The following is a 20,459-nucleotide window of genomic DNA, read 5'->3' as shown; positions in this document are numbered from 1 at the left end:
GGCAGATCAGGAGTAACCCTGATCTGCCTTTTATTTATTAGTATAATTTAAAAGTGGAAGAAGTATTATTGCGTTTTAAGATCCTCAATAGAATCAATCGGTACATAGGATGGAACGACAAGTCCGGACATAACGCCAGTCATGCTGGTTCCGATGTCATCTACTTTATCCTTATATTGAGCCCAATAATCAGCATGCGTCAATGGAAGCCAGGCGGCTGCGGTAGCATCTACACTTCCGCCAGCCACGCCTGTCCACATAGGACCGATTTCCACTTGCAGCGCTGTTACTTTATAGCCCAATTTTTGTTCTAATACATATTTCAATACGTTCGTACTGGCAATTTCAGAATCCCAAGCAGCGTAGCTCAGCTTCAGGGGATCGCCGTTGACGGGCTGCAAGCCCTTGATCCATTCCTGTACCTTATCAGGATACTTATCAGCCCAGTTCTTGGCAGCCTGCTGTGGGGGAGTACCATCTTGAATTGCGATCATCACTTCACCCATATCATCAGCAGTCCACTTGAAACGGCTTAGAAATTCATAAGCCACAGGAGCATCCTGTTTCAAGCCTTTGCGGGCAATGGTATGAATTTCTTCTTTATCACCGTATGCTTTTTTAGGGTCTTTTAAGTATTTCAAATCATACTTGTTAAACATCCAGTGAGGAGTCCAACCGGTTACAACGATAGGCTGCTTGGCTTTGATAGCTTTATCCAGTGTAGCGGTCATAGCAGCTCCAGAGCTTTCAAGCAGTTTCCAGTCAGACAATCCATAGTCACTGATAGCTTTAGCAGTCAGCTTCATCAGTCCGGCGCCAGGGTCGGTACCGACAATACGGTAGCCGACTTCCTTGCCAAAGTCCCCAGTAGCGGCGGAAGCCGGAGCCGCTTCGGCTCCGTTCCCCTGCAATTCAGTAATTGATTTAACATTCATGTAAGCTGGAACGACCAACCCGGTTTTAACACCAGTCATATTCGCACCTAGGTCGTCGAGCTTATCTTTGTATTTAGTCCAGTAATCCGCATGCGTTAACGGCAGCCATGCAGCCGGTGAGGCATCTACATCACCACTAGCGACACCCGTCCACATAGGACCTGCTTCAACTTGCAGTGCGGTTACTTTATAACCCAATTTGTTTTCCATTATATATTTCAGCAAATTCGTACTCGCAATTTCCGAATCCCAAGCTACATAGCTTAGCTTAAAGGTATCGCCATTGACAGTTTGCAGTCCTTGAGTCCATTCCTGAACCTTGTCGGCATGTTTCTCTGCCCAATCCTTGGCAGCTTGCTCTGGACTGGTTCCGCCTTGGATAGCAACCATCATTTCACCCATATCTTCCGCTGTCCATTTGAAACGTTTTAGAAACTCATAAGCAGTAGGAGCATCCTGCTGCAAACCTTTGCGGGCAATCGTATGAATACCCTCAGCTTCACCATAAGACTTTTTAGGGTCTTCCAAATATTTGAGATCATACTTGTTGAACATCCAGTGAGGAGTCCAACCGGTAATAATGATCGGTTTTTTCGCTTTGATGGCTTTGTCCAGTGTGGCTGTCATGGCCGCACCAGAACCCTCGACTAGCTTCCAATCAGACAAATTGTAGTCTTGAATTGCTTTAGCCGTCGACTTCATAATGCCTGCCCCGGCATCAATACCGATAATTCTATAATCAACCTCTGCACCAATCGGATTGGCAGCAGCACTACCTTTACCAGCAGCGGAATGATCAGTTCCAACAAAATATTGAGATGCGCCAGCGATCAGAATAACTGCTGTAACTGCTGAGGTGATCCATACCTTTTGCTTGCTGGATACACGACTTTTGCTTTTTTTCGTCGGTTTAAACAGGTTTTGTGTAAAGCGGTCAAGCACAATAGCCAGAACGACCACAGCCAAGCCGGCTTCAAAACCTTTACCAATTTGCAGCTGGGTCACAGCACGATACACCACTGCACCGATACCTTCCGCACCGATCATGGAAGCAATAACAACCATGGACAGTGACAGCATAATCGTCTGATTAATACCAGCCATTAAGGTAGGCAATGCCAGTGGCAGCTGTACTTTAAACAGCTTTTGCGCCGATGTTGAACCAAATGCATCAGAGGCTTCAACCAGCTCATCCGATACTTGCATAATCCCCAAGTTGGTCATGCGAATGGTTGGGGGGATCGCAAAGATAACTGATGCGATAACACCTGGTACAACACCCAAGCTGAAAAAGGTAACCGCCGGGAGTAAGTACACGAACGCAGGCATCGTCTGCATAAAATCAAGTAAAGGCGTGATAATGCGTGATGCTGATTTACTGTATGCACACCAGATTCCGATCGGAATCCCGATAACAATGGATACAAGCGCAGACGTGATGACTAGTCCGAGCGTATTCATCGTTTCACTCCAATAGCCGAGATTATCAATCAGCAGGAAGCCGATGACAGTAAACAGTGTAAGCTGCACCCGGCCAATCATAAAGGCAATAATTCCGATGATCACGATGAACACCAGAGGGTGCGGAAGCATAAACAAGCCAGAGAAAAAGCCTACTACGGCTTCAATAACCGAAGAAATAACATTAAACAATCCAGCCAGATGAATACCCATCCAGTCTACAATGGATTGAATCCACTCAGCGATTGGCAGTTTCGGTATCATGGGCATTCACCTCCTTTGTAGTAGGTACATCTCCACTTAGTGCACCCAGTAAAGCTCCACGGACGATAACGCCCAGCAACTTCTGCTTGTCATCGACGACAGCCAGTGGCACCTTGGACGAGCTTGTAATTTCAAACAAATCATTAATGACAGTTTCAGCAGTCACCTGCGGTCCGTCAGTGATTAAAATATCTTCAATCTTCAGATTGTTGCGCAGAGCATGAACAGCATCCTCGGCATTAATAACACCCAGTAGCTTTTTGGTGCGATCAATGACGAATAGATTGGAAATCCCACGCTCCCGCATCAATTCCAGAGCTACACGCGGACCGCGGTCCATAGTGATGGTTTCTGGACGAAGCATGACATGAGCAGCCGTCAATACTTTGGACAGATCCACATCCTCGACGAAGCGAGCTACATAAGAGTTAGCTGGTTGGATCATAATTTCTTCCGGTGTACCAATTTGTACGACCACTCCGTCCCGCATCAATGCAATCCGGTCACCAATCCGCAGCGCTTCATCCAGATCATGGGTGATAAAGACAATTGTTTTCTTCATTTTATCTTGAAGCTCCAGCAGCTCATCTTGCATGTCACGGCGAATGAGAGGATCCAATGCGCTGAATGCTTCATCCATCAGGAGAACTTCAGGGTCATTCGCGAGTGCCCGTGCCAGACCGACACGCTGCTGCATACCGCCACTTAACTCATCGGGCATCTTATCGCCCCAGTTTTTAAGACCAACCAGTTCCAGCGCTTGTTGTGCCTTTTCCTGGCGTTGTGCTTTATCTACCTTTTGAATTTCAAGACCGTATTCTACATTTTCCAATACAGTCCGATGTGGGAACAGGGCGAACTTTTGAAAAACCATACTGATGGTTTTACGACGAACTTCGCGGAGTTGTTCTTTGTTCATCTTACGGAGATCTTTGCCGTGGACCAGAATTTCACCGGAGGTAGGCTCAATCAAGCGATTTAGCATTCGCACCAAAGTGGACTTGCCGCTACCTGATAACCCCATAATTACGAAAATTTCACCTTGCTTAATTTCCATGTTGGCCTTATTAACACCAACAGTAATCTGTTTTTCTTTGGCCAGCTTTTCTTTGCCCCAGCCTTGCTCCAGGAGCGGAACACCTTGCTCTGCGTGAGGACCAAAGAGTTTGCTGACATTTTTGACTTCCAAAATCGTCATACATACACCTCTTCTTTCTATACTTTGCTTGGTATTAACCCCATGTTGCATGATGGATTGAGTATAAAAATCATAATTCTGTACATCCTGAACGGTTAATGACAAAATTAATTGTAACAGAAGCATTGCTTACATTTCAAACAAAAAAACTGTTCGTAAAGTACGTACAGAAAAAACTGTACAAACTTTTCTTCGATATGCTCCTTCGTTCTTTAGAATGCTCAAACATTCGGAACTTTACAACCGATAGTGCTTTTTTTAAAATAGACAATGAAATATGACCATAAGAAAAAGATTTATGTATATCCATAATTTTAAAAGTTTACTATCATTAGCAATTTTGCGAATTATGATTTTGAACGATCATGCTGTTGTAATATAGACAGAAGCTTTGCTTTTGAAACATTTCATTCAGTATTGAAAGATTTCATATATTGCGTCAAAGCTAATCCTTTACGGGTAAGTCGTTCATACTAGGTTGTGCAAAATGCTCTAAAATTAGGAGGTTGCAAGCATGAGCTTGTACCAGTTAGGTGATGAGCAGCAGGCATCGCTGCAAAAAATTCGCAAACGTGTCATAGAAGCTATAGGTAAAAACATGGACCTATATGGGATCACTCTGTCCGCGGGGCATTTGTACGGTTTGCTTTTTTTTGCGGATAAACCGATGACGCTGGATGAGATGGGCCGTGAAATGGAAATGAGCAAAACGAGCATGAGTACAGGAGTTCGAACGTTGTTGGATCTGAAAATGGTGAACAAGGTATGGAGTAAGGGCTCACGCAAGGACTTGTATGAAGTCGAGTATGATTGGTATCAAACATTTACTGACTTCTTCGCTATTAAATGGAGAAAAGCAGTAGAAACAAATTTACTCGTACTGCGCAAAGCCATTGATGAACTGGACAAATTGATGGCGCAGGGTGAAGAATACGAGGAATTTAAGGCGGTTCTACAGCAAGACCGTATGAAAATGAAGCAGGCTGTGGCTTATTACAAGTGGCTAGACCGATTGATTGATTCAATGGAAAGCGAAGAAATTTACAAGCTGATTCCGAAAGAAGAGGTTCGGGACTAATCACGATCCGCCCATCCTGTTACAAAATGCCGGAGCGCAAAAGCGCTTCCGGTATTTTTTGGTTTGGTCCTGCACAAAGGGTATAATAGAGATATGTAAAGATTGATATTATACCGTTATGTTAAACATACGAGATAAAGGAGGGTTCATGATGGAGAGTGTTACAGTACATACTCGTTTAGGTCAATTACGTGGGGAAACAAGGAATGGATATCATGTGTGGAAAGGTATTCCATATGCACAGCCTCCTGTTGGAAAACTACGTTTTCATGGGCCACAGCCTTTGGAGCCGTGGGAGGGTGTACGGACTGCGACGAGTTTCGGACCCATCTGTCCGCAACCCATGCCCTCCGCTGAAAGTATGACTGGAAATCTGGTGGAACCGCCGGAGCAGTCCGAGGATTGCTTGTACCTGAACATTTGGACACCAGCTTCGAAGGCTCCTGAGAAGGGACGTCCGGTGATGGTGTGGATTCATGGTGGTGCCTTTGTCACTGGATCTGGGATTATACCTTTATATGACGGGGAACGCATGGCGAAGAATGGCGATGTTGTTGTAGTTACGGTCAATTATCGGTTAGGGCCGTTAGGATTTTTGCATTTGACTCCAAAGGGAAATGGGCTGACCTCAAATGCCGGACTGTTGGATCAAATCGCTGCGCTGAAATGGGTTAGGGATCATATTTCTGCCTTTGGCGGCAACCCGGATGAAGTAACGGTGTTCGGTGAATCGGCAGGCGCGATGAGTATTGCCGCTTTATTGGCGATGCCAGCCGCTGAGGGGCTGTTCCAGCGTGCAATTTTGCAGAGCGGGGCATCGCAGGTGTTGCCAACTGCACAGGCCGAGCAAGTGGCGGCTGTGTATTTACAGCAACTGGGTGTAGACACTCAGCATCCTGAGCGATTGTTTACGTTGCCTACAGATGCGTTGATGCTCGCTATGGCCAAAACACATGAAGTCATCGGACCGGGGATGGCGATGATTTATCAACCCGTTGTAGACGGGGTGACCTTGCCGGATGTACCCCTGTCTGCAATCGCCCAAGGCTCAGCCAAACAGGTATCTGTTATGATTGGAACGAACTTGCATGAGGGGAACTATTTCATTCGCAAAGAATCCCATCTAATGAATAAGCCAACAGCACGTCAGGCATTGGAAATGATGACAGGCATGTCCGACATTGGCGACCTGATAGAGCCTTTTCCAGTTACCATTGAGGGACAGGCGCAAATGTTGACCGATCTCATTTTTTGGCGTCCCGCGTTGGCTCTTGCCGCTGCACAGTCGGCGTATGCATCGGTATGGATGTATCGTTTTGATTGGACCCTGCCGGGACATCCAACTTTTGAACAAGCGGTGCACGGTGCAGAAATTGCTTTTGTTTTCGATAATCTGAAGCTGCTGGGCAAGCTGGGATTAGAGATTCAGCCTTCGATGCAGAAGCTTGCTCATGATATGCAGCAGGCATGGATTGCTTTTGCACGTGAAGGGAAGCCCATGCTGCCTGAGACGGCATGGCCGATGTACGACAAGCAACAGCGAGCTACAGCCATTTTTCATCAGAATATTATGGTGGAACATGATCCAGAAGGGGATAGACGCCGCCAACTAATGGGGCAGATGAGCATATAGGTAAATACGAGACATTGTTTCAAGGATTCAACGAAAAAGCCTTCGCCCGTATTTTGTATGCGGACGAAGGCTTTTGTTAGTAAACAGATAAAGCGCTGTTGAGCTTTTGTTGATGAAATTTCAAAAATAGCTGTGGAAGCTAAATCTTAAATCGCTTAACCAGCTCTTGCAGATCCTGTGCCATGTTGGACAACTCTTGTGAGGAAGATGCGATTTCCTCCATGGCTGCCATTTGCTCTTGAGCGGCAGCGGAGGTTGTCTGCGAACTGTCCGCCGAATTGCGGGATAGGCTTGCCAAATGGGTAACAGTGGCGGAAACTTCCTCCGTACTGGCTGAGATTTGTTCAGCAGCAGCGGATACACTTTGAATTTGTTCCACAATGTGAGAAGTTGAGCGTTCAATATTCGCAAATGCACCTTCTGCATCTTGGCTAATTCGTAATCCTTCACCCACCTGATTACGAACATTACCGTTCATCGTAGCAGTAGAGCGTTGAATCAAGTCGAGCATCTGCGTAATGATCTGACTGATGGAATCGGCACTTTCCTTGGACTGTTCCGACAGTTTGCGTACCTCTATAGCGACTACGGCAAAGCCACGCCCAGCTTCGCCTGCTCTGGAGGCTTCAATAGATGCGTTCAGGGACAACAAATTAGTTTGCTTGGCAATGGCAGCTATAGCCGCATTCATTTGCTTCGCATCGTCCGAGAGTTGGGATAGCTCATCCATCAGACTAGCCGTTTGGCTTACAGCTTCCAGAATGCGGTCCATCTGTGTCCGCACATGGCTAATCATTTGACTGCCTTGAGCTACGTCTTGCTCGGTTTGTCCTGCTGAATCCACGATGGAGCTTGCCGATTCGGCAATCGTGCTGACACCCTTCGCCATTTCTTCAACGGCATTGGCAGTTTGCTCGGATGCCTCGGCGCTGGTTGCTGCATTTTCTGCGGATTCCATAACCGTTTCCGCTACGTGTTGTACGGACTCCGTCGTTTGTTCTGTGCTTTCCTTGATTACCAGAGAAGAGGAAGCAAGCCGTGAGGACGTTTGGTTGACCTCGGAGACCATCGTATGCAAGGAATGCGTCATCTGGTCAAAATTCTGTGCCAGCTCGCCGAACTCGTCCTTTCTAGATATATTAACACGTTCGGTCAGATTTCCATCACGGACGATCCGTGTTCCTGTTTGCAGCTTCTTGAGAGGGATCAGGAATGAGCGGATCATTAGCACTATGATGATCGCAGCGGCCAGTATGGAAATAACAATTACAATCAGGCTTTGCCTCAGAATCGGTTGGGCTGCATCACTGTAATCCTCCAGATCCGATAATGCAACAATACTCCATCCAGTGAGAGGGTCCTTAAGTGTAAAGGTCAGCACATCCCGATTCATAAATTTAATTTGCGACACGGAAGGAGTATCATTTTCTCCGGTTGCCGCCACTTTGGGAAGTCCCTCCATAGTGTCAGCCGGTTTTTTGCCAGTCTTGTCAAAGGCTGTTCCAGCTCCAGATACAACCTTATGATCAGAATCAACAATGATGAGTCCTCCGCGTTCGCCTATCTTAACAGACTGCAGACTGTCCCCCATCTTGTCCAGATTCAAAGCCAATGCAACAGCCCCTTCACCGTTCTTCAGCGTTGCCGATACATTAACTACTAGGTTCCCTGTCGTAACGCTGGCAACTGGAACACCGACAAATATGTTACCCTTATGTAGCATCGCATTTTTGTACCATTTTCTCTCCCTAGGATCATAATCAGCCTCCTTTTTTAGCGGAGAACGGATATATTCTCCTTTCGCATTGCCAAGGAGCGCGGCATCTAACTCAGGATGAGCTTTGACGATGTCATCCAATTTTTTCTGAAGGGCTTCTTGATCGGAACCAATGGAATCAGCTTGGATTTCACTGGTAAGGACGTCCACGTCCTTCATGATCGGGGATACATATTGATTGACATTGCTTTGGATCAGATACAGATTCGTGTATACGGAATTAGCCATTTGCTGACTGAGCTGTGTCGTAGCCCCCTGATAAGAAAAGTATCCAATAAGTAAGCTCGGAATCAATAACACAGCCAAAAAAGAAATGATTAATTTTGTCCTCATTAAATAAAATTGCTTGAGAAACCTGTTCCACCACGGAACTGTTTGTTTTTCTTTAGTCATGTTTTTTCTCCTCTGTGTCTGATGGTCACTACATTGTTTTATTCGACAGAAATCGACTAATTTTATAGATGTAATCTTAAAAAATGATGAATCAAGGCATGTTTTAGGTACATTTTTTAAAAAATAGTTCTTAAGGTCTAATCACGGTATGAATATGCATACATAAAAAGCCAAATCAGAGATGCAAAAGCACCTTCATGATTTGGCTTGAGGTGAGTATAAAGCAAATAGATCTGTTAATTTTTTTGCTGACGAGAAATCATAAAGAGTGTAACCCAGATAAGCATAAAACCAGTTAATTGCGCTACGGTAACGATTTGTTGGAAAGCGATCCAGTTAATCACAACACCTACCATAGGAAAGCTCAATTCTGCCATCGTAGCATAAGAAGCTTTGGTTGTACTTAAGCCTTTGTAATACAGTAATAAGCTGAGAAGACCCGGAAGCAATGCCTGCAGCAGCAAGTTGATAATTACAGCTGCGCCCGCCCATGTACCTGTAGGCATATTCCACGGAGCATGCTCCACAGAGGTGAGAACAATGAGCAGAGGGAGCGCCACCATGAAGCGAAGAGAGGTTACCGTTTCATATTTCATCGAACGGAGCAAGTAGCTGCCCATAACGGTCGAACCGCCCCACAGAATCGCTGCACCCAGTGCAAGCAGACTACCAACTTGAACAAAATCATGAACATGTCCAAAGGGAAGCGACCAACCGAAGGTCAGAAGATACGTCCCGAACAGAGCGATGACAATTAATATTCCAAAATGACGCGGTAACATTTCCTTCAATATCACGCGGGCCAGAATAATAGCAACCAAAGGTTGAAGCTTCTGAAGTAAAAGTACGGCATTCAGATCACCGTTGCTGAGTGCCATGGTGAAAATCACACTGGCCAGTGCCGAGCCACCCCATGAGACAAACAAAATAGCGAAAACCTGACGAAATCGTATCGTTTTAAGCTCCTCGCGATGCTTCCACAGCATCGGCGTCAGAGCGATAAAGAGTAGCGCATGCTCCATCAGTACGATTTGTGCTGAGGTAAATGATTTTAACAAAATAATACGAAACAGCGGGTCTGCGCCCCACAAGGCCGCTCCAATCGCGACTAGCCAAAAACCGCTTTTCATGTGGGAGCTACGATCAAAATCCTTGGATGTTAGTACAGTTGATGATTGACTCATACTTATTTAGCTCCTTGCGAATACAGGACCGGTGGCACAAAAACCCCCGTCCATGGCGAAGGCCATGCAAGACGGGGGTTGATCAAATAAACTTGCCGTTTGATGCAAGTTAAATGAAGTCACTGCACAACCATAATGCAGTATTCATCGACTTTGCGGCATGTTCATATTTCGATCTTCTTCCATCCGGACTTTACCGTCGGCTTTGGCATCTCACCAAATCAGTCCGTATCCTGTTGCCGGATACAGAGTCGCGGGCTTAGCTCCATGAGCCATACCGCCGGTTGGGAATCTCACCCTACCCCGAAGATCCTTATTCCGTTTTTTAATTTCTCCTATAGGATATACCTGTTTTAGAATGAAGTCCAGTGAAAAATGTGTGTATATCAAGCAAGGATTTTCATCTTTTTATGAAAGCGTTCTATGTTTAATCCTTATTACTAGGCAATATCCTTATACTCAATGCGCCGAATGGCTGCATAAGCCACAAGCATTCCCAGCACAGAGAAGCTGATTTGCACGGGAGCAATGGAGCTAAGGGTAGCACCGTTATTATTGGAGAAAAGCAATGCTACAATCAGAATTGAGGTCACAATGGTCGTGGGTACAGAGTATCTTCGCATTCCCATATACAGCGGAACCAATCCCATAAAACTGGCGGCAACGGCATTGATTAGCGTGCGCGCTGATTGCTCGGCTAGTATGGAAAGAGTGAGCTTATCCGGTACAATTATGACAAACTGGTTGAGCAAATGGATCGCAGCCGTAATGATGATTTCCGAGATTACAATAGACAAGAATGTAAACAGCAGCACAATCAAGAGCTTGGCGATCATTAGCTTTTGACGATGAATCGGATACATGAACAAGATTGTAATCGATTTGGATTTAAATTCTCCTACGATAAAACGGCACAGTAGAACGGAGGCAAATACAATAAACGTTGCCCTCACCATATTGTCCATAAGATCGAGAAGCTGAGCGTACTGTGTAAATTCGGGTACTCCTTCATTTTGGCTGTCCAGTGCAATAGTACTGAGCAACCCTAGAATGCAAGCGTTGGCGATCAGTGCTGAACGGATATAACCCACCAGATGAAGCTTTTTCATCTCCAACTGTATCAATTTAAGCATGGTGATCCCCTCCATGTAACAGACGTAAAAAGTAGTCTTCCAGCGTACTGCTTTTCTGATGAATGGAATCGACCTCTACATCATTTAAAATGAGCGTTTTCGTAATTTGCTTCTGCGGTACACTAAGATCGTAAATACGTATACTCTGTTCATTGAGCACCCTTATATTATTCAGACTCAGTTGATGTGAGAGGATGTAGGCTGCTTTTTTACAATCGTTGGTCGTAAATTCGATATATTCCGTATTGGTATCCCGTACCTGTTCCATCGAAACTTCCTCAATCAGCCGTCCGTGATTAATCACGCCTATTGTATCCGCAATCTGCTCAATTTCCGCTAATAAATGACTGGACACGAGCAGCGTCATCCCATATTCCTTGCATAGCATATGGAATAACTGCCGAATTTCCTTGATTCCCACCGGGTCCAGACCGTTAATCGGTTCATCTAAAATGAGTAACTCAGGCTTGGTCGCAATGGCTCGGGCAATCCCGAGACGCTGCTTCATTCCGAGTGAAAAGTCTTTTACCGGCTTGTCATCTGCATTCCGCAAATTCACTAATTCCAGTGCATCCCGGACAGCCTGCTTATTATAATAGCCCATGTATTCACAATGAAGTTCGAGATTTTGCTGAGCTGTCAGCCTTTCATAAAAAATCGGATATTCAATAATCGAACCCATCCGTCCGAGCAGATGATAAGACTGTGGCGTTAGCTTTTCACCGAACAATTCAATCTCGCCCAAGGTCGGCTTGAGCAGGTTGGTAATCATTTTCATCACCGTCGTTTTGCCCGCTCCATTGGGACCGAGAAAGCCATAGGTTTCCCCCTTGCGCACATTCATACTGACCCCTGCTACAATTTCATTGCCCTTCATGGCTTTGGTCAGCTGATGTGTACGTAATATGTAAGTCATGGGTGTTCTCCCTTCGTGTGCTGTTGATAATTCAAGAATAAAGGGCGAAATGTTCATTTTTCTTTCGTAATCCTTACAAATTTATTAAGTTGAGCAGTTCGCTTAATAGTTGATCTTCTTCAAGGTAAAAGAGAAGACGGTCTGCTCATAAGGCTTGCTGGTCAATTGCATCTCTCCATTCATGCATTCAACCAGGCGCTTGGCAATCGTAAGGCCCAGTCCACTGCCCTGTACCGCCTTATTACGGGAATCCTCAAGTGTGTACATGCGTTCAAAAACCTTATCCTGCTCGGGCTCCTGTATGCCTTTTCCACGATCCCACACCTCTATACGCACCGTATCCTGCTGTTCTGACAGAGTCAGGCCTAGCGTTCGACCCTCTGCCCCGTAGCGAATGGCATTCGAAATCAGATTGCTCAGCACCCGCCCAATGGCTCCTTCGTTCCCCAAGGCATAAATGGGATGCTCCGGGATGTCAATATGTACCGTAAAACCCTGAGCCGTTAGCAGATCATAAAACTCCAAAATGCTGCGTCTGCATAGTTCTCCTATCTCCAGTCGGGTCAGTTGAATGTCAGTATCGTTAGCTTCCAGCTTCGCCAAACTAAAAAAACTCCCGATCAACTCAATCGCTTCGCTTGTCTTTTGATGGATTCTGGATAGCAGCTTTATACGTTCTTCTGGCGAAATATCTGGATCGCCATCCAGCATCTCGGCATATCCAAGCACAACGGTAAGCGGGGTCTTGAGATCGTGAGAAATATTTGAAATCATTTTTCGCATAGCGATTTGGCTTCGGTTGTAATCGGCTGATACCCTCAAATTTAAGTCTAGTAGCCGGTTGATTTCCGTCATGAGTCGCTGCAGTTCCACGTCACCTGTAACATATAGCAGCTTTTCCGCATGATTTACGGTCACGATCCGCTCTAGTAGGGTTCGAACATTCTTGATTTTGCGCTTATAGGCTACACGTTCCCGCCAAAGCCATAAAATAACGACGGACATTATGAGGACGACAATCCATTCGGAAATGATTTCGATGATCATATCAGCCATTCTCCCATTTGTAGCCGATGCCCCACAGCGTTTTAATATGGACAGGGTGAGAGGGATCTTCTTCAATTTTTTCACGTAGGCGGCGAATATGGACGTTAATCACATTCTCATCACCCATATAATCGTCTTTCCAAATAAACCCGTATAATTGAGCTTTCGTAAATACCCGGTTCGGATTGGATGCAAACAGCTTCAGAATATCGGATTCTTTTGCTGTTAGCTGAATTTCATTTCCATCGCGTATGACTGTAAAATGATCAAAATCAATGCGTAGATTTCCATAGGTCAAAACTTGTGCTTGCGGCTGTTCCTCCTGCTGTAGTAGACGGGCATATGTAGTCGATCTGCGGATCGCGGACTGAATACGAGCTGTCATCTCAAGCATTGAAAAAGGTTTGGCAACATAATCGTCTGCCCCGAAGCCCAGCCCAAGCGCTTTATCCACATCGCTGTCCTTAGCCGACATAATCAGAATCGGCACGGCGCTGCGGGTACGAATTTGCCGGATTACCTCCATACCGTCAACCTTCGGCATCATCAAATCCACGAGGATCAGGTCGTAAGTATGACGTTCAAAGGCAATAAGCCCTTCTTCCCCGTCATAGGCGGTAGTTAAATTGTAGCCCTCCTTGGTGAGTGCTTTTAGCAGCATTTCAGCAATAGATAGGTCGTCTTCAATAAGTAAAATATGCTGTGGCATAGGTGTGGAACACCCCTAATTTTTAGATTAGCTCGTGTGGCGAACTGTATCTGAATTATATAGAGTGGTGGAGGGGATTTCCATAAAAAATATCCAACGAATTTGAATAGGGGAATTTTTGGAGGAGCGTTAAAGGCTGTTTGTTTCCAAGCTCTCCAACATGATGAAAAGTTGAAAAACCTAAAATAGTTATCCTGTGTCCATCATCTTGTTTGGAGGCTAGCTATATTTCTTGAAAAATCAGCTGTACCATGGTAAGCGTCCTACTTTTGTAACAATTTTATAAGAGATTGTTTTCTGCTTTGGATTGCTGATAGCTAAAGAGATTCTGAATAGCTTTACTTCTATTGAAACATTGGATCAAACCAATGCTTAATTGATGGTATTTTAGCTAAGTCAATTATATGTAAACAGTTTCTTCCTGATACTTGGGATAGGGTTCGTAACACAATCTGCGTGGATCGCAGATAGCCTCTTTTATTAGGGCGTGTATGCAAAACCTATTTCATCCAAATCCTTATTTGAAATGAACGCCCACAAAAGGCATTTATTCCATTTGAGCGAGGTGTTATACTTGTTTCAGGAGAACCGTGCTGGTAACACGGCTCTCGGGCAGTCGCTTTAAATAAAGGCGGCGGCTTACAAGGTGGGCTTTATGGGGCAGACCGCATCCTTTGACCTGGGGCGGTCTGTTTCTCAAATTATAAACATTTACGTATACATATACGATTACATTTACGTATACGTAAATGTAACTTTTAAGCAAGCAAATGGACGGACGACTAAGACCGTTACCTTTTGAACGAGTATTGGAATTATTACTTATTATGAGACAGTCACCACGTCCAGTTAAGTCACCGTTAAATTTTCTTCGAAGAGCTATCCAAGAAGGTTGGAGTCCTGAAACAATGCCAGAAAAGGTTGATCGACACATGGAGTATGTGGAAGAGAATTATTATATTCGTAAGGGTTACACGATTGACCAAGCTCGGGAAATAGTCCAAAGGAATAGACGATAGCTTAGAATAGGAGAGTGTTAGGAATGGATATGAAGGATCAAATGAAAACGGAAAAAGAACAAAATGGACAAGCTACAAAAAAGGGCATGACGTTGGAAAACGTTTGGTTTGCTTCTAAGGAACACGGATTATACCCATATCATATCAATCACGATTTAAGACAGAGTGATTATTTTTATAATAAAAATTATACTCAATTTCACGAGCATGATTTTCAATCTATTGTGTTAAGAGTTTCAGAGGAACCAAAAGCATTTTACTTAACAGAATATGATAAGAAATATTATTCCACGCAAGAACTTGAAGTGATAGAGAAAATCAGTAAATAAAATGCTGTTTTTGTAAGGAGAAAAAACGTTAGGTTAAAATCGTATCCACCGCCCCCTTTTATACATTCTGCCGATCCGGCAGGGTACGAGAGGGCCTATGAAGACCTTCCTATGTAGGAAGGTCTTTCGGTTTTTTGCATGGTCCTATGATTCTGCTAACTCGCAGCCCAATTCAATCAAGTTCTTGTTTTCAGAATCTTTCTGCTCAGTCCAATAATGTTAGTTGTTATTCTTCTCAGAAGGCACAATCAGTAGCTGCTCATGAGCTAGGACATGTCTTAGGACTAGATGAAGACTTTAGTAAATGCTTGATGTATCTAACTACACCACAATGCTATGATAATTGGGGAATTTACACTCCACAGCCTAGCGAAGATGTGTTTGGTATTAATGATCTTTATTAATAAGGAACAGAATCAGAAAAAAATATTGTTATTACCCAATTAGGAATAAAAACAGACAATATTGTTGAAAAAACAGACAATCCCTACCTTAAGCAAGGCGATGAACTCGTTTTATTTTTGAAAAAGGGACAAGATCCTAAAATTAATCCAATTTACTTTGTGGCTGGTGAATATCAAGGTAAATTTGACATTAAAAACGGAAACGTTTATGCGGTCAATCAGGCGTTAAAAGAACAAGCTAGTCTTAATAGTATTGACGCAGAAAACAATCCATATATTGATGGGCAAAAACTAAGTACATTTAAAGAAAATATTAAAAGTATAGTTAGTAGACAAGAATAAAAAACTCTATTTAAACCGCAATACATTTGTGAATAATTAGAAAAGGCTTTGGCCTAAATTGTAAAAAGCTGACTTCTTATCCCGTGAAGTCAGCTTTTTAATACAGATTTTCTTATGATTTTGGCTTGAGCAGTTAATCTGCTGACATGTGACCTAACTCTACTACATTCTTTTCTCAGTTAGAATTAACTATTCTTTTTTAGATAAAAGTGGAAACCTTGTAGAAGCAAGCCTTTCTCCAAAATTACTATTAATATTCTCAACCTGAAGGCACTCAAGTAGATTTTTTTCTCCATCCCCAGCGTAAGATGCAATTAAGCTACTGGAAATTCACCGCCTTCCTATATCATACTGAAATAGTCTATAATCCGATGTTTGGAATACGGAGTTATAATATCCGGGGTATGCCTAATGTGAGAGACTAGGTATGCCAGATCATGAGCTACGGTACAGGACCGTCAATAAAGGAGAGCAATGATGTTTGTTATACGGGGAACAGAAAAACTGCTGAAGGAATGGGAGACTGAACCACTTCAAGTTGATATTTATCCGCCTTTGAATAGTTGGCATGCCAGATTGTTCTTACTAAATCGCAGAAAAAATATTGTGTTTATGCATGATATTTCCCGCTTAAGCGTCACGCTGTTTGGAATTAAAAAATCGCAGTACAAAAATCTGCCAGCTCTTTTTGTACAAACCTTGAAGGAATTAATGATCAGCGAAGGGTTTGATGAACAGATCGTTAAGGCATACATACAGGAAGGCGAGCAGATGCTGGCGACTACGACGAACAGACATAGTGTGATGGTAACCTTAGATGAGATTATATTTATTATGAAGGAACTGGATATGGAGCATGGATGCGAGCTGGAAAAGAACCAATGGAATAACCGAATTGTGTTCAAAACGGATCAATATAAGTACCCGATTGATGTTTTTAAGGAACTGCTAGAAAAGCATTATAAAGTAGAGAGTAGTTGAGCGTTTACATATGGATGGTTTGTAGTCCCAAGCTGTCCTGACTTTTAGAGGATTTATGCTGATTAGGACATGCCAAAAGAGTATCCTCAAAGTTCATGCGGGCAGGGGAGGCCTTTTTTTATAACTCACAGGATAGCAACGCTTGCGATGAAATGAATCATAGCGCAATAAACGGTACACTTTGGTAGAATGAAATGATAAAGGGTTTGACACCATTGTTCAGACTTATAAAACGGGGGGTACATAACGAAGGATGAAGAGGATTATTGATGTTGCCAAAGAAGCAGGAATTGAAGAAGAGCATCTGGAGACGTATGGCAAATATAAAGCGAAGCTGAATCCATCTCTATGGGAGCAGTTAAAGGATCGCCCGAATGGAAAGCTGGTGCTGGTTACGGCGATGAATCCCACCCCGGCTGGAGAAGGAAAAACATTGACAACCATCGGACTGGCACAGGCACTAAACACGATGGGGCATAAAACCGTTGCTGCACTGCGTGAGCCGTCCCTTGGGCCTTGCTTTGGGATGAAAGGGGGAGCAACCGGGGGAGGACAGGCCCAGATTGTTCCGGCGGAAGACATTAATCTGCATTTTACAGGGGATATACATGCCATTTCAGCTGCGCATAATTTGCTGTCAGCGATGATTGATAACCATTTGTTCCATGGAAATGCTTTGCGGCTGAAGCCAGACCGAATTGTGTGGAAACGGACTGTCGATATGAATGACCGGAGCTTGCGAAGTATTGTGACTGGATTGGGAACGGGGAATGGAGCGGTAAGAGAAAGCGGCTTTCTGATCACCTCGGCCTCCGAAGTCATGGCGGTACTATGCTTAAGTGAAAATATGGACGATCTTAAAGTACGGTTGGGTCGGATGGTAATTGGCTATAACGAAGCCGGTGAGGCGGTAACAGCAGAGGAGCTGCACGCGGTGGAAGCTATGGCTGTGCTGCTTCGGGAAGCATTAAAGCCTAATCTGGTGCAGACGTTGGAGGGCACTCCGGTTATTGTGCATGGTGGACCTTTTGCTAATATTGCCCATGGATGTAGCAGTCTGATGGGGACAAAGCTGGCGTTGAAGCTGGGAGAGGTCGTCGTCACAGAGGCGGGATTTGGGGCTGAGCTGGGAGCGGAAAAGTTCTTTGACATCAAGTGCCGCCAGTCCGGCTTGCAGCCGGATGCGGCTGTGCTGGTTGTAACCGCCAAAGCGCTGAAATATAACGGCGGTGTAGCTAAACATGAGCTGGATGCGGAAAATCTGGAGCAATTGCAACTCGGATTAGCCAATATGAGCCGACATGTACGGAATTTGCAAAAGTTTGGTGTGCCTGTACTGGTGGCAATTAACCATTTTGTAACAGACAGCGAAGCCGAGTTGGATTTGATTTTCTCGGAATGCCGCAAGCTGGGTGTACCCGCAGAACTTTCACAAGTATGGGCGCAGGGAAGCCAAGGGGGAGAAAAATTGGCCCAAAGCCTGCTGAACTTACTTCAGGAGGACAAAGCACATTTTGCACCGCTATATGATCATACGCTTGATTTACAAGCGAAAATTAGTGTCATTGCCAAGGAGCTTTACGGTGCGGCAGAGGTGGCTTACACGCCTGCGGCCAAACGGGCGTTGGCGGGTATGGAGCAGCTTGGTTTTGGACAACTGCCTGTATGCATGGCCAAAACGCCGTATTCTTTCTCAGATCAACCTTCCTTGCTAGGTGCGCCAGAGGGGTTCACCATTCACGTGTCCAGCGTATCATTGTCTGCAGGCGCAGGCTTTGTAGTCGTGGAAACAGGTAATACCATGACGATGCCAGGACTGCCCAAATCTCCAGCAGCTGAGCATATGTCGCTGGAGGCAGATGGGAGTATTCAAGGACTCATGTAGCATTTTTAGAAAAAATAGCAGCATTTCAGTATCAATGAACGAGCAGTTTGGGCAGTGCAGTGAGCAGCTTTTGCCGAGTCATGGCATCGCTCCAGTTCCAGCGGTCTGCTTCTACGAAATATACCCGGCCTTGACGTACAGCAGGGAGGCTGAGCCAGAGAGGGCTGTTGAGCATGCATTCCAGCGTATGCTTGGAGTCTGGTGCTGTAGGGACGAGCATAAAAATGCGGTCTCCGGCGTAAACAGGCAATTCATTCGGATCAATTTCTGCGAAGCCTAGTCCCTCGTCGAGCACCTTACGGATTGGCTCTGCGGGTTGGAAGCCGTGCGGGTGGTAGAGGGCTGATGAGAATCCGGACATGCCCATGACAAAGAGCCGATCGCCATGATCGAAAATAAAGACAGAGGCGGTTTCTCCGGCTGTGATATGCGCACTGAGTTGGTTCCACATTGCCAGATTACGAGCGGCAAAGGTAGCTAACCAGCGTTCGGCCTCTCGTTCCTTACCGAGCCAGGCGCCAAGTGTACGCAGCCGTTCCTCCAGGGCGGCAAAGGAGTTAAAGGTGACGGTGGGCGCGATGCTTGCAACGCGCTCATATTCCTGTTCATCCGAGTTGGCAATGATAATCAGATCAGGATCAAGAGCGCTGGTCAAGTGGGTATCTAGCGGAAGTCCTACATCAGTCACGTTCCCAAGACGATGTTTATAGACGCTGTATTCACTAAGCCGCAGACTTCCGCCGATGGCTTTGGCTCCTAACGCGAGCAGATCGCCCATCGTTTCTCCATGATAGATGATACGGCTCGCTTGGCGCGGGATATGAATTTGGTGGCCTGTCCAATCCTTAACGCACACAGAACCGGGAGCGGAAAGCGCATATTGACCAGGGGGAACCCCGGTCATTTGTCTAAAACGCCGATTAAAATAATATTCGTCAGAGAAACCCACCTGACGGGCAATTTCACGTAAAGGCCGTTTGCATTCCAGCAGCAGCCGCTTGGCATGAGTCAAGCGCAGCTCAGTGAGGTAATGCAGCGGCTTTTTGCCCGTTATTTTGCGAAACAACTGGGAGTATTGCCATATGGAAACGTTCGCCTGTTCGGCAAGCTGCTTGACGGTAATGGGCTTTTCGTAGTGTTTTTCCATATATGCAAGGGTACTTTCCACCGATGCGGGCAATGTCGGATTAAAGTCATCGCTATGCTTAATAGGGACGTGGGCTTCCTGCCACAACAAGAGCAGCTCTTGAATCATGATTTGCTGACGCAATGCAGAGGTTTGGCTATGCGGCTGTATTGTTTGTTGGGTGCTATAAAATAACTCTTCGGCTAACTGAATAGGCTTGGAGGAAGAGGAAACGACGTATTCACGCGGTTCTGGCAGGACGGAGCCAAGATATATGGATGGCATGCCCGTTGCGTTTTCAGCCAAGGTCATGTCTGATTGTGTCTCCAACGACATAGCAATGACTCTGAACGTGATTTTGTAGTATTCAGGTACAGTTCCATCCAAGGGGGCGATGCGATAGGATTCCCCAGGAGTTAACCAATACCCGTGACCTGAATGGAATACATATTGTTCTTGACCAATATCCACCCTTCCAGCCCCGCCGATGAACATAAGCAGACAGTGATCTGAACTTGGACGAGATGTTAGTCCATCACTGGACTCACTAGCCAACACAATTTCCTTAAAATGAAAAAGCAGTGAGTTGGGCGGGGGTGCATTTACAGACGAAGAAGGCTGATTCACGGTGTAATACTCCTTTTA

General features: G+C 45.1%; 16 protein-coding genes and 1 riboswitch. Of the genes, 7 read left to right on the top strand and 9 right to left on the bottom strand.

Annotated features, from left to right (window positions below; genetic code table 11):
- Positions 1-65 precede the first annotated feature (65 nt).
- Positions 66-2,660 (bottom strand): glycine betaine ABC transporter substrate-binding protein, encoded by a 2,595-nt coding sequence (locus ACU1JV_RS07230; protein WP_129548879.1) that lies wholly within the window; start codon positions 2,658-2,660, stop codon positions 66-68.
- The gene (locus ACU1JV_RS07225; protein WP_014599546.1) at positions 2,635-3,858 is read right to left on the bottom strand and encodes a quaternary amine ABC transporter ATP-binding protein; all 1,224 of its coding nucleotides are present in this window, start codon (positions 3,856-3,858) and stop codon (positions 2,635-2,637) included. Before ACU1JV_RS07225 ends, ACU1JV_RS07230 begins: the two co-directional genes overlap by 26 nt.
- A 514-nt stretch (positions 3,859-4,372) precedes the next feature.
- On the opposite strand from ACU1JV_RS07225, the gene ACU1JV_RS07220 reads away from it, so the two are divergent.
- Together ACU1JV_RS07220 and ACU1JV_RS07215 are read left to right on the top strand one after the other, a co-directional pair.
- Positions 4,373-4,936 carry a GbsR/MarR family transcriptional regulator gene (locus tag ACU1JV_RS07220; RefSeq protein ID WP_137078068.1) on the top strand — a complete coding sequence of 188 codons (564 nt, stop codon included), beginning with the start codon at positions 4,373-4,375 and terminating at the stop codon, positions 4,934-4,936.
- A 151-nt stretch (positions 4,937-5,087) separates the two neighbouring features.
- On the top strand, positions 5,088-6,569 hold the full coding sequence (locus tag ACU1JV_RS07215) for a carboxylesterase/lipase family protein (RefSeq protein ID WP_413987554.1): 1,482 nt from the start codon (positions 5,088-5,090) through the stop codon (positions 6,567-6,569).
- A 139-nt stretch (positions 6,570-6,708) separates the two neighbouring features.
- Here ACU1JV_RS07215 and ACU1JV_RS07210 read toward each other — a convergent pair whose 3' ends face one another.
- The 6 genes from ACU1JV_RS07210 to ACU1JV_RS07185 form a co-directional block, all read right to left on the bottom strand.
- Positions 6,709-8,739 (bottom strand): methyl-accepting chemotaxis protein, encoded by a 2,031-nt coding sequence (locus ACU1JV_RS07210; RefSeq protein WP_025679846.1) that lies wholly within the window; start codon positions 8,737-8,739, stop codon positions 6,709-6,711.
- A 236-nt stretch (positions 8,740-8,975) separates the two neighbouring features.
- The gene (locus ACU1JV_RS07205; RefSeq protein WP_013369909.1) at positions 8,976-9,923 is read right to left on the bottom strand and encodes a DMT family transporter; all 948 of its coding nucleotides are present in this window, start codon (positions 9,921-9,923) and stop codon (positions 8,976-8,978) included.
- A gap of 170 nt (positions 9,924-10,093) precedes the next feature.
- Positions 10,094-10,238: riboswitch (FMN riboswitch) on the bottom strand.
- A 125-nt stretch (positions 10,239-10,363) separates the two neighbouring features.
- Complete coding sequence (locus ACU1JV_RS07200; protein WP_058829149.1) at positions 10,364-11,056, bottom strand: ABC transporter permease; 693 nt, start codon at positions 11,054-11,056, stop codon at positions 10,364-10,366.
- On the bottom strand, positions 11,049-11,972 hold the full coding sequence (locus tag ACU1JV_RS07195; RefSeq protein ID WP_013369911.1) for an ABC transporter ATP-binding protein: 924 nt from the start codon (positions 11,970-11,972) through the stop codon (positions 11,049-11,051). The genes ACU1JV_RS07200 and ACU1JV_RS07195 overlap by 8 nt, the downstream gene beginning before the upstream one ends.
- Positions 11,973-12,074: 102 nt before the next feature.
- Complete coding sequence (locus ACU1JV_RS07190; RefSeq protein ID WP_413985750.1) at positions 12,075-13,019, bottom strand: sensor histidine kinase; 945 nt, start codon at positions 13,017-13,019, stop codon at positions 12,075-12,077.
- Between the two features lies 1 nt (position 13,020).
- On the bottom strand, positions 13,021-13,728 hold the full coding sequence (locus tag ACU1JV_RS07185) for a response regulator transcription factor (protein ID WP_413985751.1): 708 nt from the start codon (positions 13,726-13,728) through the stop codon (positions 13,021-13,023).
- Positions 13,729-14,770: 1,042 nt separating this feature from the next.
- Between ACU1JV_RS07185 and ACU1JV_RS07180 the strand changes: the two genes are divergently transcribed.
- The 5 genes from ACU1JV_RS07180 to ACU1JV_RS07160 all read left to right on the top strand — a co-directional run bounded on the left by ACU1JV_RS07180 (position 14,771) and on the right by ACU1JV_RS07160 (position 18,688).
- Positions 14,771-15,076: a hypothetical protein gene (locus ACU1JV_RS07180; protein ID WP_013369914.1), complete on the top strand. Its 306-nt coding sequence runs from the start codon at positions 14,771-14,773 to the stop codon at positions 15,074-15,076.
- 146 nt (positions 15,077-15,222) lie between these two features.
- Positions 15,223-15,480 (top strand): matrixin family metalloprotease, encoded by a 258-nt coding sequence (locus tag ACU1JV_RS07175; protein ID WP_165080530.1) that lies wholly within the window; start codon positions 15,223-15,225, stop codon positions 15,478-15,480.
- A gap of 117 nt (positions 15,481-15,597) precedes the next feature.
- Entirely contained in the window at positions 15,598-15,822 is a 225-nt protein-coding gene (locus ACU1JV_RS07170; RefSeq protein WP_013369915.1) for a hypothetical protein, read from the top strand.
- A gap of 477 nt (positions 15,823-16,299) precedes the next feature.
- Positions 16,300-16,803, top strand: a complete 504-nt coding sequence (locus tag ACU1JV_RS07165) for a DUF6933 domain-containing protein (RefSeq protein ID WP_013369916.1) — start codon at positions 16,300-16,302, stop codon at positions 16,801-16,803.
- A 253-nt stretch (positions 16,804-17,056) separates the two neighbouring features.
- On the top strand, positions 17,057-18,688 hold the full coding sequence (locus tag ACU1JV_RS07160; protein ID WP_013369917.1) for a formate--tetrahydrofolate ligase: 1,632 nt from the start codon (positions 17,057-17,059) through the stop codon (positions 18,686-18,688).
- A 31-nt stretch (positions 18,689-18,719) separates the two neighbouring features.
- Here the strand turns inward: ACU1JV_RS07160 and ACU1JV_RS07155 are convergent, their stop codons facing one another.
- On the bottom strand, positions 18,720-20,441 hold the full coding sequence (locus tag ACU1JV_RS07155; RefSeq protein ID WP_413985752.1) for a helix-turn-helix domain-containing protein: 1,722 nt from the start codon (positions 20,439-20,441) through the stop codon (positions 18,720-18,722).
- Positions 20,442-20,459: the final 18 nt, after the last annotated feature.

This window comes from Paenibacillus sp. T2-29 (assembly GCF_052921365.1).
The sequence above is the reverse complement of the archived record's forward strand: the minus strand, read 5'-3'. Positions and strand labels throughout refer to the sequence as shown.